Source organism: Marinobacter sp. (assembly GCF_965229985.1).
Taxonomy (GTDB): Bacteria; Pseudomonadota; Gammaproteobacteria; order Pseudomonadales; family Oleiphilaceae; genus Marinobacter.
Window position 1 is genome coordinate 2,981,663 of sequence record NZ_OZ245935.1, and the last position, 15,370, is coordinate 2,997,032.

A 15,370-nucleotide genomic window follows, 5' to 3' on the forward strand; every position below is an offset into this window, starting at 1 on the left:
GAGGGAGGCGCCAGAGAGCTGGAGCTCAAAATCGGGAAAATCGAAATATGAGACATTTCGCTACATTAATTATCGGTTGTCGGCTTTTCAGAAGCAGAAAGATTGTTAAGCTGAACTATACGATAAAAAGAAAGGCCTACTGGCCATACAACGGGGTCTTCTGTTGGTGATCCTCAGCAATGCTCTGCGTATCCTTGTTCTGATCCTGGTCTCGTGCGTGTTCCAGTTTGTCCACGCGGATGCCGGCCCGATTACACTCGCCTCTGACGCACCAATTGAAAGCCATTTCCAGTACTGGGAAGACACCGGTGCCGACGCAACACTGGCCGATGTTCGCGCCCTTCCCCCATCCGCCTGGCAAGCCAGACCGTCCGGCAAGGCCACCTTCGGAATCACCGACTCCGCCTACTGGTTGCGCGTTCAGGTGCGAAACCAGACTGACCATGACCAGCTGCTGATCGCCGAGCTGGCCTACTCCCAGCTCGATGACGTGGTGTTCCACGAGCTCTCTGGAGTCACCCTGCTTCGCGAATTCCGCACCGGGGATACCCGGCCGTTCTACCCGAGAGATGTGGATCATCCCAATATGCTGTTCCGATTCCAGTTGGCCCCGGACGCCCTGAAGACACTCTATATTCGGGTCGCCACCCAGGGCACGATGGTGGTGCCGTTGCGGATATGGCACCAGAATGATTTTTACGAGGCCGCCGCCAACGAGCAGAAACTGCACTTCTTCTACTACGGCAGCCTGGCGGTCATCATCCTGATCAACCTGGCCGTTTTCCTGACCCTGCGCGAGAAGCTGTACCTCTACTACGCCCTGGCCATATTCGGGTATTTCCTGTTCTTCGCCACAGTTCGGGGCTATACGCTTCAACATGTCTACCCGGGGTCGCCGTTCCTGCATGCCCATGTGCTGATGCTCACGATTCCCTTTCTGGCGATGTTTTCCATTCTGTTCTGCATGGAGTTCCTGAAGGTTCGCTCACACAGTCCGCGGCTCTACCGCGCCCTGCAGGCCATGCTGGCATTCGAAATCCTGTATTTCCTGAGCGCTCCGTTCTTGAGCTACGACACCGGCATCCGGGTGGCGGCAATCTCCGCATTCGGATTCTTTTCGCTGCTCCTGGTGGCAGGCCCGGTTGCCTGGGCTGCCGGTGTTCGCGCCGGGGTATTTTTCACCATCGCCTGGACACCGCTTACGGTGGGGGTATCGGCAACGGCAGGCCGGGCGCTCGGTCTGCTGCCGGAGAACTTCTTTACCGAATACGCCATGCAGATTGGCTCCGGACTGGAGGCTTTCATTCTCACGCTCGCCCTTGCAGACCGCCTGTATCGGGAGCGGGAGCAGAAAATTCAGGCCCAGGCGGACATTCTCGAGCAACAAAACGCCCGTAACGAGGCCCAGAACAAACTGAATGAAGCGCTGACCCACGACCCGGTCACCGGTCTTCCCAATCGCAACCGGTTCGAGTGGATGGTGGACGAACAACTGAAACAGGACCCGAACGGACGCTATATGGTCGGCGTGGCCCGGGTAACACGACTCAAGGAGATCAACCGCACGCTGGGGCTTGAACGAAGTGAGCGCTTGCTGAAACGTATGGCCCAGCAAATGACCGAACTGGCTCAGAGACTGCCCATGGTTCACGCGACTGCGGATGCCTACGGGCGCGAAGAACGGGTATATCAACTGTCCGGGGACAGCTTCGGGGTACTGGTAGACGTCAGCAAGACCGGGGATAACTTCCAGGTTCTGGATAATGCCCTCAAACGACTGGCGGAACCGGTCCTGATCGACCACCTGGCCATCGAACCCGGCCCTCGTTTCGGCGTCGCGAGCTACCCAGAGCATGGCAAAAAAGCGGCCCTGCTGATCCGAAATGCCCACGTGGGCATGGAAATGGCACCCCATGGCCCTTACGAGAGCGGCTTTTATTCCCGCCGGAACGACATCTACAACGAAAGCCGGCTTACGCTGATGGCTGATCTTCGTGAAGCCCTGCACCTGAATCAGCCGGAATTGCACTATCAGCCAAAAGTCAGTCTGACCACAGGCCGGGTAGAGGGAGTGGAGGCCCTGATTCGATGGCACCATCCGGAGCGAGGATGGGTACCCCCCGCAGAGTTCATTCCGCTGGCCGAGAAAACCGGCGTGATCAAACACCTGACCCGCTGGGTCATCGACCAGGCACTGAACGATCTGAAAAGCCTGCACACCATCGATCCAGCACTGACGGTATCGGTGAACGTTTCCGCTCGGGACCTGGTTTCCACGGAATTGAAAGGCCTTTTCGAAACCCGGATGAAACGATACCAGCTGCATCCGGATCAGATCATCGTGGAACTCACCGAAACCGCCGCCATGGACGACCCGGATAAAGGTCTCGAAGCCCTGGAAGCGCTGGCACAGATTGGTCTGAAAATTTCGATAGATGACTTCGGCGCCGGTTACTCCTCACTCTCCTACCTGAAGAAATTGCCGGCCAGCGAAATCAAACTGGACCGAGCCCTGCTGCAGGATATCCATACCAGCGAAAGCGCCAGGATGATCGTGGAGACGGCCATCAGCATGGGTCATGGTCTGGGATTTCGGGTGGTGGCAGAAGGCGTGGAAACAGAGCAGGCGGCCAGTCTGCTGGGTAGTATGGGGGCCGACCTTCTTCAAGGCTATTGGGTCTGCCGACCTAAGTCGCTGAACGATCTCAAGACATGGCTGGAAACTGACAGAAAGGCTGCCAGCCTGGAATGACTGCCTTAGTTCGGCAGGCCAAGCGCACTACCACTGACAATACCGCTCAAAGCCAGCGGCGAACGCCAGTGCAGTATCTTGTGAAGGCGTCACCGAACTTTTCCCGCATGAACCGCTCCTCAGGTGCTATCTGGAAGCGGTTTATGTAGAGGACAAAGGCCGGCAGGAAAAGCAGGGCCGGCACGTTGCCAAGCCAAAACCCCCAGGCGCACAGCACCATCAGAAACCCCAGATACATGGGGTTTCTGCTGTATCGATAGATACCAGAAACCACGAGACTTTCGGACTGATCCGGCACCCTGGGGTCTACCGTTGTCCCCGCCGTTCTGAAAGCCAAGACACCAAGAATCGCGATCGCCATACCCACCAGAGCAATGCCCAACGCCACCCAGCCTGCCGCTGGAATTGCGATCGAAAAGTCTGGCGAAATCCGGGATAGAGCCCACATCCCAACCGCTACAAAAGCGACGAGAACCACCGGCGGTACTTTCAGCTCAAGTGCTGTCACAAGCCATTACTCCTCTGCCAGCCGGAGTGCCCGGCCAAGGGCCGTATAGTAACTGTAGAATGCGCTGTTGACTCGTTCCCGCTCCGCGCCAACCGGATAGAGCCCCAGTTTTGCCTCTTCCGTTTCCCGGGTTCCGCTCACCAGGAAGGCATTCTTCAGGTCTGCATCCTGCACAAACGCTTCAAACGCGCGGGCGCAAAGCTCTTCGGGGAGGCTGAAATACTGGACGCCTGCCGCCTTGTCGGCCTTCACCGAGCATCGAAACAGCTCGCTCGGCTCTGCGCCTTTTTCATCCAGGATAATCGCCTTGAAACAGGCCTGCAGACGATCGTTCAACGGATGCCTGATCGCGTCGTCGCGGCCAAGCCAGAGTTTCGAAGCAAACTGGCCTCTCTGGGTTTCACCGAAAAGCTTCTCACCAATGTAATGGTCGAAAGCGTGAAACCACTCATGGGCAATACTGCCGGGGCCGGCGTTCTTGGCCAGCGAGAAACAGCGGGTGGCCGGCGTGTAATGGGCCGATACACCGGGTCGGCCGCCAATGCCGTACTGCAAAGCCAGGGTGCCGCGCAGGGAAACCAGCGACTCGGTGCCGCCAAGAATGGTCATCAGGTCGCACAGGGCATCGTAGAACAGCGACGCACTGCGCTGTTTCTCCGGCTCTGTGACCCAGCGGCCAATCTCGATGGAACGGAACTGGAAACGACGGCGGACGTCGAGAAATGTTACCGGCGCTCCGGCACGATGGTCCGGGCCCCGGCGGTAAAAGGATCTGGTCATGGCGCTATTGTACGATGAAAAACCGGGCTGTCTTTCCGCCACGGGCAGAAACATCATTTGGCGGGATTGACCGGTTTTATGTGAATTATGACCGTCTGATTTTCCGCCGGCTTGTGCCACACTGCCAGAACCAATAACGACAATATCCGGACCGAGTGTTTGCCATGACCGACACCCAGACCCATTACCGCACCTGCAACATCTGTGAAGCCATGTGTGGCCTCGAAATCCAGCATCGGGGTAGCGAGATCCTGTCCATCAAGGGCGACAACAACGACCCGTTCAGCCACGGCCATATCTGCCCGAAAGCCGTTGCACTGCAGGATTTCTACAATGACAAGGACCGCCTGAAAGCACCCATGAAGCGCACCGCGGACGGCTGGCAGGAGATCAGCTGGGAAGCTGCCTTCGAGGAAATCGCCTCGCGGTTTCGCGGCATCCAGCAGGAACACGGGCAGGATGCGGTCGGGGTTTATCTGGGTAATCCAAACGCCCATAACTTCGGCAACGCCATCATGCTGCCGCGGTTCTTCAAGGCGCTGGACACCAATAACCGCTACAGCTCCGCCTCAGCCGACCAGATACCACATCACGTGGCCTCCAATTACATGCTGGGTGCCGGCATGCTGATTCCGGTGCCGGACATCGACCATACGGATTTCATGCTGATCATTGGTGCCAACCCGATTGTTTCCAACGGCAGCCTGATGACCGCCCCCGGCGTCGGCAAACGCCTGAAGGCCATTCAGCAACGGGGCGGCAAGGTGGTGGTGGTTGATCCACGGCGCACCGAGACTGCGAGAAAGGCCGACCAGCACCTGTTTATCCGCCCGGAAACCGATGCCCTGTTCATGCTGGCCATGGTTCACACCCTGTTTGAGGAACAATTGGTTACCCTTGGTCATCTGGAAGACCGGATCGACGGACTGGAGCAACTGGCCGAGGCCGTCAAATCCTATTCCCCGGAAACCGTGGCGGACGCCTGCGGTATGAGCGCTAACGCCATCCGCGAGCTGGCACGGGAGATGGCGGCCGCCAAAAGCGCCGTTTGCTACAGCCGTATGGGCGCCTCGACTCAGTCCTTCGGCGGCCTCTGCCAGTGGCTCACCAATGTATTGAACATTCTCACGGGCAACTTTGATAGCCGCGGCGGCGCCATGTTCCCCCAGCCGGCCTTTGATCTTGTCAGAGACAAAAAGGGCAAGCCGAGTTCCTATGGCCGTTACGAGTCCCGGGTGCGAAAACTGCCCTATTTCAACAACGAATTCCCCGTGGCCACCCTGGCCGATGAGATCCTGACCCCGGGCGAGGGCCAGATCCGCGCGATGATCACCATCGCCGGCAATCCGGTGCTTTCGGCGCCCGGCGGAGCCCGATTGGAAGATGCCTTCGATGCCCTGGATTTCATGGTGTCGGTGGATATCTACCTGAACGAAACCACCCGTCACGCCGATATCATCCTGCCGGCCACGACCGGGCTGGAAGTGCCCCACTTCGATGTCTTCTTCAACTCTTTCGCCGTTCGCAATACCGCCAAGTTCTCGGAACCAATGTTCGAAAAAGCGCCGAACCAGAAACACGACTGGGAGATTCTGCGGGATCTGGCCCTGCAGTTAACGGGCCTGGAAGACGATGGCGTAACGCCGGAGGCCATGCTGGATCTGGGCCTGAAACACGGCGCCTACGGAAAAGAGGGCATGAGCCTGAAGACCCTGAAAGCCAACCCCCATGGTGTGGATCTGGGACCGCTTCAGCCCTGCCTGGCTCAGCGCATCCAGACCGAGGACGGCAAGATCCGCATTGCCCCCGAGCTATACCTGAGGGATCTGGAACGCCTGGATGCCTCGGGCCTGTTGCAGGCAGATCAGAACAGCGACTATCCGTTCACGCTGATCAGCCGCCGCCTGCCTCGCAGCCACAACACCTGGACCCAGAATTCCCACCGCCTGGTCAAGGGCAAGAACCCGTGCACGTTACAGATGAACGCTTCAGATGCCCTCAAAATCGGGCTTGAAGACGGACAACTGGCCACGGTTACTTCGGCTTCCGGGAGCATCAACCTGCCGGTGGAAATCGACGACGATATGTTCGATGGTGTGATCAGCATGCCCCAGGGCTGGGGCCACAACCGGCCGGACACCGCCATGTCGATCGCCGAGGGACAACCCGGCGTGAGCATGAACGACGTCACTGATTCCGGGCGCATTGACGCACTGACCGGGAATGCGGCGTTTAATGGTACGAGGGTAGCAGTACGCGCAGCCTGATGTGAGACATGACATGGAGAAGGTTGCGCTTCTTGCTGAATAGGGGAAGGTTGTCAGGCAGTCTTGGTTGGGACTACGGGAGACTGGTCGGCAAAACGGCAACAAACATTCATTTCCTCTCTGAGTGCTAACGCGAAGCTTTGCGGCAATTTTGGAGCCGCGAAGCGGTGGAAAAATTGTTCGGCAACAGCGGCTGGTTATGCATTATTCGTAGTGGCTCCAGAGCCTGAGGACTTTCACCACTTGCTCCTCCTCCAGCACTTGGTAGACAAGACGATGCTGAATATTGATGCGGCGTGAATAGGCCCCCGCAAGATCACCAATGAGCTTCTCAAACGGAGGCGGCTTGCGGTATGGATCTTCCGCTATCAGCGCTAATAGTTCCTCGGCTTTTGGTTTGAGGCCGCTGGAGGCCACCTTCTTTGCATCTTTCTGGGCTTGCTTGGTGTAAACCAACTTCCATGTCACCAGTCCAGCTCCTCATCGCATTCATCCACGGGGGTATCCATCCCCTCACGAATAGACTCCCGCATACCCGGTACGGAGAGCAGGTAAAGTGTTTCCTGAATTGCAGACCAGTCTTCCTCGGAAACCAGGACGGCTTTGTTCCGCTTACCCATGATGACGATTGGTTGGTGGGACTCGGCGGTCTCGTCGATCAACCGATATAGGTTGCTGCGCGCCTCAGTTGCTGTGATTCCGGTCATGACGCACCTCTTGCGTGTTCAACTTTTCACCAAGTGTACGCCTTTGGATACGTACGTCAAGACGAACGTCACCTATTACGCCCGGCTCACGCGGCGGTTTGGAGCCGCGAAGCGGCGGAAAATCGGTCGCTGTGCAGCCGATTGTTAAATCTATTTCTGTACGGTATCCTGATCATGATCAATATCCTGTACAGGAGCAACCCTATGGATGCCATTAGCTACACAGCCGCTAGAACCAATCTAGCAAAAACCATGGAGCAGGTCTGTGAAGACCATTCCCCTGTGATCATCACCCGGAGCAAGTCGCAATCAGTGGTAATGATCTCCCTCGAGGACTACGAGGCGCTGCAAGAAACTGCATACCTTCTGCGCGCACCAAAAAACGCACGGCGTTTGCTGGAATCCGTTGCCGAGCTGGAGCAAGGCGGTGGTCAAGAAAAGGAACTTCTTGAATGAAACTCATCTTCTCCGAGAACGCCTGGGAAGACTATCTGTACTGGCAGAAAACCGACAAGAAGATTCTTAACCGAATCAACAAGCTGATCAAAGAGACCAAGCGAGAACCGTTCGAAGGTGTTGGCAAACCAGAGCCGCTAAAACACAGCCTCGCCGGGTACTGGTCCCGCCGGATCAACGAAGAACACCGAATAGTTTACAAAGTCACGGATGACGCTTTGCTTATCGCCCAGCTTCGGTATCACTACTGATTTAACAGCAATTAGACAGAGCGCTTCATGATTGCAGAAATTTGAACGCTTCGTTTTTACAGCTTCTGGATCACAGAACACAGTGCCGATAAATTTATAAAACAACAGGTTAGCCCACTACACACTGCCTTTCCATGTAATCATTTGACGTCTGTAATCCACGCCACCAATAACACTGTACAAATAAACAGTATTGGCGGGGAGCCGGGACGAATGAAAGGAAAACAGCCTCGCTTACGGGACCAGGTTCGTGCGGTTATTCGCGTGAATCATTACAGCATCCGTACCGAAAAAACCTACTGGTACTGGATCCGTTACTTCATTCGTTTTCAGCAAATGAAGCACCCTCGCGATATGGGGCCCCGAGAGGTCAATGAGTTTCTGACCTGGCTCGCTGTACATCGTTATGCCGCTGCAGCCATGTGGATCTGCGCACCACCCAGATTTACACCCACGTCCTCGGCCAAGGTTTCGCAGGGGTGCGCAGTCCGCTCGGCTACCGGTCAGTAAGCCCTCACCACTCCAACTGAGCCCCGGTCTGATACTCAATCACCCTGGTTTCGAAGAAGTTCTTCTCCTTGCGCAAGGTGGCCTGTTCGTCCAGCCAGGGCGAGACGTTCTTTGCTCCGGGGAACGGCTCTTCGAGACCTACCGTTCTGGCACGGCGGTTGGCCACAAAGCGGAACTGTTCGCTGTGGTACTCGGCGGAGTAACCGAGTATCGGATCCCGCAGGATGTAGTCCGCATAGGCCTTCTCGGCGGCTTCGGATTCGTCCCACATCTCACGCACGGCCTTCGGATCGAACGTGATGTTCTCCTCTTCCACGATCTGGTTGACCACTTTCAGGCCGAATGAGAAGTGCATGGCCTCGTCCCGCAGGATGTACTGCAGCTGCTCGCCAGTGCCGCGCATCAGACCCCGGCGCTGCAGGGCGAAAATGGGGCTGAAGCCGTTGTAGAACCAGGTGCCTTCGAACACCGCCGCAAAGAACAGGTAGGACATGATGAATTCCTGCAGGTCGTCCTTGTTACGCAGGTTCATATCCGGGCGCATGGCCGCATCCAGCCGGCGATTGGCAATCTGGATCTTGCCGTTGATCGCCGGTACCACCCGGTAGCGGTTGTAGATCTCGCTCTGGTCCAGGTTGAGGGTTTCGATGCAGTGCTGGTAGGCCCAGGTGTGCATGGCCTCTTCGTACACCTGGCGGGCCTGGTAGATCTGCAGCTCCGGCGCGCTCATCTTTTCCATCACCGCCAGGCCGATGTTGCGCATGGCAAGGATGTCCGACGTGGTGAGGTAAGCCAGCACGTTCTCGTACACGTGCTTTTCTGGCGCTGTCAGCCGGTGATGATAGTCATGAACATCCTGGGCCATGTTCACGTCCAGGGGGGTCCAGTGGTTTTTGTTGGCGTTCATGAAGTACTCCCAGGCCCAGGGGTACTTGAACGGCGCCAGCTGGTTGATGTCGGTCTCGCCGTTGATGACGCGTTTGTCGTCCACATTCACCGGGGCCGGGGCGCCGGGATGCGCCGCCTTGGATTCAGTTTTTGGTTCGTCGTCCCAATCAAGCATGGTTTTTGCCTCGAAATCGTTAAGTGAGCAGTTACTGACAGGCTTCGCAGTCCGGATCGTCGATGCTGCATACCTGTGGCTGGGGAGCGGCAACCGGGGCGGTTTTTTCAGCGCCGGTGGCACCCAGAGAGCGCAGGTAGTAGGTAGTTTTCAGCCCACGTTCCCAGGCCAGCTGGTACAGGGCATCCAGCTTTTTGCCACTGGGCTCGGCCATGTACAGGTTGAGGCTCTGGGCCTGGTCGAGCCATTTCTGGCGGCGGGCAGCGGCTTCCACCAACCACCTCGCATCGATCTCGAAGGCAGTGGCGTAGCGGGCTTTCAGTACCGCCGGGATGCGGTCGATCTGTTGCACGGAACCGTCGAAGTATTTGAGGTCGTTCACCATCACGTTGTCCCATAGGCCTTCTGCCTTGAGATCCCTTACCAGCGAGGGATTGACCACGGTGAACTCGCCGGAGAGGTTCGATTTCACGAACAGGTTCTGGTATGCCGGTTCGATGGACTGGGACACGCCCACGATGTTGGAGATGGTGGCCGTGGGCGCGATGGCCATCACGTTGCTGTTGCGCATGCCGTTTTTTGCGATCAGTTCGCGTACGGGAGACCAGTCCAGTCGGGCGTTGGTGTTCACAGACAGGTCCCCTTCCCTGCGGTTTTCCTTCAACAGTTGGATGGAGTCGATCGGCAAGGTGCCCTGCTGCCAGAGTGAGCCCTCATAGCTCTCATAGGCGCCTCGCTCACCCGCCAGCGAAGCCGAGGCGCGGATGGCGAAGTAGCTGAGTTGCTCCATGGCAACGTCGGCAAACTCAACCGCTTCCGGGCTGGAATACGGCAGGCCCAATTGATAGAGCGCGTCCTGGAAACCCATGAGGCCGAGACCTACCGGGCGATGCTTCAGGTTGGAATTGCGGGCCTGGGGCACGGCGTAGTAGTTGATGTCGATAACGTTATCGAGCATGCGCACGGCGGTGTTCACCGTTTTTTCCAGGCGCTGCACGTCCAGCTCGCCGTTGGCAATGTGGGCCGCCAGGTTCACGGAACCGAGGTTGCATACAGCGATCTCGTCGGCACTGGTGTTCAGGGTGATTTCCGTGCACAGGTTGGAGCTGTGCACAACGCCCCGGTGCTGCTGGGGAGAACGCAGGTTGCACGGGTCCTTGAAGGTGATCCAGGGGTGGCCGGTTTCGAACAGCACGGTGAGCATCTTGCGCCAGAGCTGCTTGGCCGGGATTTTCTTGAACAGCTTGATTTTGCCCTGCTCTGCGAGGGCTTCGTAATGCTCGTAGCGTTCACGGAAGGCGTTGCCGTACAGGTCGTGCAGATCCGGCGCATCGCTGGGGGAGAACAGGGTCCAGTCCCGGTCTTCGCGCATGCGTTCGATCAGCAGGTCGGGCACCCAATTGGCGGTGTTCATGTCGTGGGTGCGTCGGCGTTCGTCACCGGTGTTCTTGCGCAGTTCCAGGAATTCCTCAATATCCAGGTGCCAGCTTTCCAGGTAGGCACACACCGCGCCCTTACGCTTGCCGCCTTGGTTCACGGCCACGGCGGTGTCGTTCACCACTTTCAGGAACGGCACCACGCCCTGGCTCTGGCCGTTGGTGCCCTTGATGTGGGAGCCGAGTGCCCGTACCGGGGTCCAGTCGTTGCCCAGGCCGCCAGCCCATTTCGACAGCATGGCGTTATCGCGGATGGCGCCGTAGATGTCTTCCAGATCGTCGCCAACGGTGGTCAGGTAACAGGAGGACAACTGGGAATGCCGGGTACCGCTGTTAAACAACGTAGGTGTGGAGGCCATGTAGTCAAACGACGACAGCAGATTGTAGAACTCGATGGCGCGGGCATTCGGGTCGTCTTCGCGCAGGGCCAGGCCCATGGCGACGCGCATGAAGAATACCTGGGGCAGCTCAAGGCGGGCCTTGTTCCAGTGCAGGAAGTACCGGTCGTAAAGGGTTTGCAGGCCCAGGAAGCCGAATTGCAGGTCACGCTCTGGCTTCAGCGCAGCCCCAAGACGCTCAAGATCGAAAGCGGCAAGGGCCTCGTCCAGCAGTTCATAACGAATACCTGCCTCGATAAAGGCACTCAAGGCCTGTGGATAAATCTCCGCCAAGGGCAGACTGATGGGCAGGCCAAGGGCAGCGGCATTCTCCAGGCGAAGCTGCTCCAGGAGCAGGCGTGCAGTGACCGCGCTGTAGTCCGGCTCCCGCTCAATCCGGCTGCGGGCCGTCATGATCAAGGCCGACAGCACGTCTTCCTCGGCGATGCCGTCGTAAAGGTTGGTCAGGGCATCGTCCACCAGGGAATCACCGTCGATGCCCTCCAGCCCTGTGGCGGCCTGCTCCACCTGCAGTTTCATCAGGCCCAGATCCAGCGGAGCAATCTCGCCACTGGTCTTTTTCACCGTCAGATGGGGGTGCGCCTCAACCGGGGCATGGCGGGCGCGCTCGCGGGCATGCTCTTCCCGATACAAAACGTAAGCGCGGGCCACCTTCTGTTCTTCGGCCCGCATCAGGGCCAGTTCCACCTGATCCTGGATGTCTTCGATATGCACCTTGCCGCCGGCCTTCAGGCGACGGCCAATCGCCTGGATAACCTGGTCGGTCACCCGGTGTACCGCGTCATTGATACGGGCGGAGCCGGCGGAGGTGTCGCCCTCAACAGCGAGGAACGCTTTGGTTACGGCGATGCTGATCTTCGAGGGGTCGAAGCCCACGAGAGTGCCGTTGCGTTTGATGACCTGAAGGGATTCGGTATCGGTGTGCGAGGTTGGCCGGGGTTCGGCCAGGGCTGAGGCGGACATGCTGTGTTCTCCTGAATACGCGTTGAAATCCTTTCACCATCGCGTAGGCAGAGAATCGGAGTGCCACCGTAGGTCGGATTAGCGCATGCGTAATCCGACAAAAGCGGCCTGGCGCAGACAGGGGTGTCGGATTACGCTTCGCTAATCCGACCTACACGTCTGGCCTGAATCCGGTCTGCTCACCTTAAAACGCGAAGGTGCAGTTGTCTCCCTGGCAGGTCTTCGGACTCAGGGGCGTGAATCGATAGATTCGGCCTCGTGTGGCGACTTCCCGGCTTTCACCAGTGTCTTGATGCCACGCTCGTTCCCCAATACCGCTGCGCGTCAGTTCCGGATTCTCACCGGATTCCCGATACCAGAATGACTGAGATGATCACACGTTGACCGAGTTGGTTACGCACTGATCACTACATCTGGTATTTGACCAAGGATAGAAACACTATATACACGATATTCGGAAGGGACAACCTGAAGCAATAAAAAAGGCCCCGGAGAGGGGGCCAAACACGTGACAGTTTCAAGTCAGCCAATCAGTGGCTGATCATCCAGGGCCGCATGGAGGGAAACATCTTCTTCCCGTCAGCGGTGTAGAACAGCATGGACTTTCCAGGTTTCGGGGAACCACAGCCGCAGGCGCGACTGTGCTCCTTATCATTCGCCCTTCGGTCTGCGGTGGAAAACACCGGCTCATGCCGGGATCGCTCGTTCCGGTCCTCAGCCGCCCTTTTGGCCGGGTCCATGGCGGCAATGTGGGATGGCAATACGATCACCCGCGGCGACATGGCCTTGCAGGTGGGGCATTGCGCCGGCTTGGCCGCATCCTCCATGGTGGCCAGTGTGTGAAAGAGGCCATGTTCACGGCACTTGTAGTCATACACGGGCATGGCGATTACTCCTTATCTTTCGACAGCGGTACGTCCATGCCCCCGCTGACTTTCTTCTGCGGACCATCGGCGGACGGGTTAATGTCGAAGTCGAAGATGCCCGTCGGCAACCAGAGCGTGGCGCAGGCGTTCGGGATATCCACCACGCCGCTAATGTGGCCTTCCACCGGCGCACAACCCAGAATCGCGTAGGCCTGAGCCTTGGTGTAACCGAACTTGGTCATGTATTCGATGGCGTTCAGACACGCCTGACGATAGGCCACATGAACGTCCAGGTAATGCTGGCCGCCGTCCTCGTCTACGGAGATGCCTTCGAAGATCACATAGTCGTCGTAACGGGGCTTGATCGGGCTGGGCTTGAACACCGGATTCTTGATGCCGTACTTCTTCACGCCGTCCTTGATCAGGTTTACCCGCAGGTGAATCCAGCCGGCCATTTCGATGGCGCCACAGAACGTGATTTCGCCGTCGCCCTGGCTGAAGTGAAGGTCGCCTACAGAGAGGCCGGCCCCGTCCACGTACACCGGGAAATACACCTTGGAGCCACGGGAAAGATCCTTGATGTCACAGTTGCCACCGTGTTCCCGTGGCGGCACGGTACGGGCGGCTTCGGCGCCGGCAGCTTTGGCCGCGTCGCCGGTCATCTGGCCCATGTGGGCGGTCTCACCGTTGGGCAGTGTTGCCAGTTCCGGCAAACGCTCCGGATCGGTCGCGACCAGTCCAGCCTCACGCTTGTTCCAGGTGTCCAGCAATTCTTTGGAGGGCAGGCAGCCGATCAGGCCCGGGTGAATCAGGCCGGCAAATTCCACGTTGGGAATATGGCGGGATTTGGTGAACATGCCATTGAAGTCCCAGATGGATTTCTGGGCCTCCGGGAAGTGTTCGGTCAGGAAGCCACCGCCGTTCTGCTTGGAGAAGAACCCGTTAAAGCCCCACTGGCTCTCTTCGAAGGTGCCGATGTCGAGGATGTCGACTTCCAGCAGGTCGCCCGGCTCAGCGCCCTCGACCCCGATCGGTCCCGACAGGAAGTGAACCTGGCTGAGATCAACATCGCGCACGTCGTCGGCGCTGTCGTCGTTCTTGATCTGGCCGCCGGTCCAGTCATAGCACTCAACGATGAAATCGTCGCCCGGCTTGACGGTAGCCACCAGCGGAATATCCGGGTGCCAGCGGTTGTGGATTTTGTCGTTCTCATAGGCCGACTTGTTCAGATCGATCTTGATAATGGTTTCAGCCATAACGGGCGCTCCTTGGTGTTGGCTTGCACGATTAGGTAACGGCTTTACTATCCGAAATCCCGTCCCTGTGAGGTATTCGCGAAATGCCCCCGGTGCCTACGTCATTCGACGTATTGGTGCACCGTGACCTTCCTGCCCTGCAGGCTAGCTTCAAACCGGCGACAGTCCGGATACGCCAGCAACGCCCGGGCAACGGCGGGTTCCAGCCGCTGGCGAAAAGCCCGCAGCAGTTCCCGGGCCCCATAGCGAGCGTCGTAGCCACGGCACAGTTCCTCTCGCAGCTCAGGCGACAGCGACAGCTCGGCGTGCTTTCTGGACAACCGGCGATTGAGGCCCGCCAGCTCAATGTCCAGCAGGGCGTCCAGCCAGTTGTCGGTAAGTCGGTTGAAGGTGAGGATCTGATCAATCCGGTTGAGGAATTCCGGGTCAAAGTGCCGGCGCAGAGCGGTATCGCGAATGGCCTCGCCGTTGCCGGGTGATAAACCGAGCCAGCGACGCCAGCCCCGCTGGTAGCTCTGCTCATACGTCTCCGCCTCCAGCGCACCGGCGTTGCTGGTCATGAAGATCAGGGTGTTGCGGAAGTCGATCTCCCGGTTGCCGGAGGGAAACACCAGCCGACCGGTGTCCAGCACGTTCAGCAGCGTGCGCACCACTTCCTTGCTGGCTTTCTCGATTTCATCAAACAACACAATGCCGGGTTTGCTGAACGAGCCCTGTACCTTGTCCAGATCGAACAGGCTGTGGCCTTCCTTACTGCCCACGTAGCCCGGCGGTGCACCGGTCAGGGCTGCGGCGTAATGCTCCTGGGCCAGGGTGTTCATGTCGATACGGCACAGGCCATCGCGATTACCGTGGATGACTTCGGCAATCAGGCGAACGGTTTCCGTTTTTCCTACGCCGGTTGGTCCCAGGAAAAGATGCACCGCCAACGGCCGGTTTTCCTCGCCGATGTCAGCTTTTATCCGCACCAGCACGGATTCCATGGCGGCCAGGGCCTCATCCTGGCCGACGATATTTTCCCGCAGTCTGGCCATCACGGCCTCGGGCTCGAAGCGGAACCGGGAAGCACGAACCGGGCCTGAGGCGGCCCGGTTCTTTTCAATGGTTTCCCGATTGGCTTCCAGCCGTTCGTTGATAAACGGCATGAACGCCTCCCG

The 15,370-nt window shown here is 58.2% G+C and carries 14 protein-coding genes and 1 riboswitch; of the genes, 5 read left to right on the forward strand and 9 right to left on the reverse strand.

The genetic code is table 11. From position 1 onward, the window contains the following. Positions 1 to 166 precede the first annotated feature (166 nt). A complete protein-coding gene (locus tag ACO06L_RS13645) occupies positions 167 to 2,752 on the forward strand; it encodes an EAL domain-containing protein (protein WP_064230094.1) in 2,586 nt (861 codons plus the stop codon). 46 nt (positions 2,753 to 2,798) lie between these two features. Here ACO06L_RS13645 and ACO06L_RS13650 read toward each other — a convergent pair whose 3' ends face one another. Both ACO06L_RS13650 and ACO06L_RS13655 read right to left on the reverse strand, forming a co-directional pair. Next, positions 2,799 to 3,260 carry an isoprenylcysteine carboxylmethyltransferase family protein gene (locus ACO06L_RS13650; RefSeq protein ID WP_320407616.1) on the reverse strand — a complete coding sequence of 154 codons (462 nt, stop codon included), beginning with the start codon at positions 3,258 to 3,260 and terminating at the stop codon, positions 2,799 to 2,801. Between the two features lie 6 nt (positions 3,261 to 3,266). Then, positions 3,267 to 4,040, reverse strand: coding sequence for a CLCA_X family protein (locus ACO06L_RS13655; RefSeq protein ID WP_202346213.1), 774 nt, complete (start codon positions 4,038 to 4,040; stop codon positions 3,267 to 3,269). Positions 4,041 to 4,204: 164 nt separating this feature from the next. Between ACO06L_RS13655 and ACO06L_RS13660 the strand changes: the two genes are divergently transcribed. After that, on the forward strand, positions 4,205 to 6,307 hold the full coding sequence (locus ACO06L_RS13660) for a molybdopterin-dependent oxidoreductase (protein ID WP_202346214.1): 2,103 nt from the start codon (positions 4,205 to 4,207) through the stop codon (positions 6,305 to 6,307). Positions 6,308 to 6,511: 204 nt separating this feature from the next. Here the strand turns inward: ACO06L_RS13660 and ACO06L_RS13665 are convergent, their stop codons facing one another. After that, positions 6,512 to 6,775 (reverse strand): Txe/YoeB family addiction module toxin, encoded by a 264-nt coding sequence (locus tag ACO06L_RS13665; protein WP_202346215.1) that lies wholly within the window; start codon positions 6,773 to 6,775, stop codon positions 6,512 to 6,514. Next, positions 6,772 to 7,014: a type II toxin-antitoxin system Phd/YefM family antitoxin gene (locus ACO06L_RS13670; RefSeq protein WP_058092928.1), complete on the reverse strand. Its 243-nt coding sequence runs from the start codon at positions 7,012 to 7,014 to the stop codon at positions 6,772 to 6,774. The genes ACO06L_RS13665 and ACO06L_RS13670 overlap by 4 nt, the downstream gene beginning before the upstream one ends. Positions 7,015 to 7,218: 204 nt before the next feature. Between ACO06L_RS13670 and ACO06L_RS13675 the strand changes: the two genes are divergently transcribed. The 3 genes from ACO06L_RS13675 (at position 7,219) to ACO06L_RS13685 (ending at position 8,231) form a co-directional block, all read left to right on the forward strand. Beyond that, on the forward strand, positions 7,219 to 7,470 hold the full coding sequence (locus tag ACO06L_RS13675; protein WP_012137510.1) for a type II toxin-antitoxin system Phd/YefM family antitoxin: 252 nt from the start codon (positions 7,219 to 7,221) through the stop codon (positions 7,468 to 7,470). Beyond that, on the forward strand, positions 7,467 to 7,721 hold the full coding sequence (locus ACO06L_RS13680; protein WP_008938367.1) for a Txe/YoeB family addiction module toxin: 255 nt from the start codon (positions 7,467 to 7,469) through the stop codon (positions 7,719 to 7,721). The genes ACO06L_RS13675 and ACO06L_RS13680 overlap by 4 nt, the downstream gene beginning before the upstream one ends. 213 nt (positions 7,722 to 7,934) lie before the next feature. After that, positions 7,935 to 8,231 carry a site-specific integrase gene (locus ACO06L_RS13685; RefSeq protein WP_227715680.1) on the forward strand — a complete coding sequence of 99 codons (297 nt, stop codon included), beginning with the start codon at positions 7,935 to 7,937 and terminating at the stop codon, positions 8,229 to 8,231. Positions 8,232 to 8,235: 4 nt separating this feature from the next. Here ACO06L_RS13685 and ACO06L_RS13690 read toward each other — a convergent pair whose 3' ends face one another. The 5 genes from ACO06L_RS13690 to ACO06L_RS13710 form a co-directional block, all read right to left on the reverse strand. Then, positions 8,236 to 9,294 carry a ribonucleotide-diphosphate reductase subunit beta gene (locus ACO06L_RS13690; RefSeq protein ID WP_202346216.1) on the reverse strand — a complete coding sequence of 353 codons (1,059 nt, stop codon included), beginning with the start codon at positions 9,292 to 9,294 and terminating at the stop codon, positions 8,236 to 8,238. 31 nt (positions 9,295 to 9,325) lie between these two features. Next, positions 9,326 to 12,091 carry a ribonucleoside-diphosphate reductase subunit alpha gene (locus ACO06L_RS13695; protein ID WP_064229510.1) on the reverse strand — a complete coding sequence of 922 codons (2,766 nt, stop codon included), beginning with the start codon at positions 12,089 to 12,091 and terminating at the stop codon, positions 9,326 to 9,328. 196 nt (positions 12,092 to 12,287) lie between these two features. Then, positions 12,288 to 12,466: riboswitch (cobalamin riboswitch) on the reverse strand. Positions 12,467 to 12,621: 155 nt separating this feature from the next. Further along, positions 12,622 to 12,975: an FmdB family zinc ribbon protein gene (locus ACO06L_RS13700; protein WP_041645822.1), complete on the reverse strand. Its 354-nt coding sequence runs from the start codon at positions 12,973 to 12,975 to the stop codon at positions 12,622 to 12,624. 5 nt (positions 12,976 to 12,980) lie between these two features. After that, complete coding sequence (gene fmdA, locus ACO06L_RS13705) at positions 12,981 to 14,213, reverse strand: formamidase (RefSeq protein WP_202346217.1); 1,233 nt, start codon at positions 14,211 to 14,213, stop codon at positions 12,981 to 12,983. A gap of 101 nt (positions 14,214 to 14,314) precedes the next feature. After that, positions 14,315 to 15,358, reverse strand: a complete 1,044-nt coding sequence (locus tag ACO06L_RS13710) for an AAA family ATPase (RefSeq protein WP_202346218.1) — start codon at positions 15,356 to 15,358, stop codon at positions 14,315 to 14,317. Positions 15,359 to 15,370 lie beyond the last annotated feature (12 nt).